This window comes from Achromobacter agilis, from assembly GCF_900496965.1.
Lineage (GTDB): Bacteria > Pseudomonadota > Gammaproteobacteria > Burkholderiales > Burkholderiaceae_B > Achromobacter > Achromobacter agilis.
Genome location: NZ_UFQB01000063.1, coordinates 1 through 542 on the forward strand (window position 1 = coordinate 1; position 542 = coordinate 542).

General features: G+C 48.7%; 2 tRNA genes and 1 rRNA gene. All 3 read left to right on the top strand.

The window, feature by feature from the left end:
* Nucleotides 1-67: ribosomal RNA gene (locus AGI3411_RS30035) — 16S ribosomal RNA — on the top strand; the annotation flags it as partial.
* A gap of 133 nt (nt 68-200) precedes the next feature.
* A tRNA-Ile gene (locus tag AGI3411_RS30040) sits at nt 201-277 on the top strand.
* Between the two features lie 22 nt (nt 278-299).
* Nucleotides 300-375, top strand: a tRNA-Ala gene (locus tag AGI3411_RS30045).
* Nucleotides 376-542: the final 167 nt, after the last annotated feature.

A 542-nucleotide genomic window follows, 5' to 3' on the forward strand; every position in this document is an offset into this window, starting at 1 on the left:
ATTCATGACTGGGGTGAAGTCGTAACAAGGTAGCCGTATCGGAAGGTGCGGCTGGATCACCTCCTTTCAGAGCTTAGTGCTCGTGTTAAGCGTCCACTCTTATCGGTTGTTTGATATATAGCTGGGATCAGTTGTAGGCTTGGGTCGAGGGAGTCTTCCCTGGGTCTTCAGCTACCTGACTACTGATCCGAAAAGGTTTTGGGTCTGTAGCTCAGTCGGTTAGAGCACCGTCTTGATAAGGCGGGGGTCGTTGGTTCGAATCCAACCAGACCCACCAAGTATTCTGCGATGCAGAGTATGGGGGTGTAGCTCAGCTGGGAGAGCGCCTGCTTTGCAAGCAGGATGTCATCGGTTCGATCCCGTTCACCTCCACCAAATCCTATCACCTGGTGATGATGTAGAGGCTAACTCATAATGTCGTGATCTACGATCTTATGAGTTAGGTTTTACCTAACAGCTATATTCGTTCTTTAACAATCTGGAAGAAGCACAACGAAATGTACTTATCAAGTACTCGGCGCAAGCCGAAGAAGATAAGTACG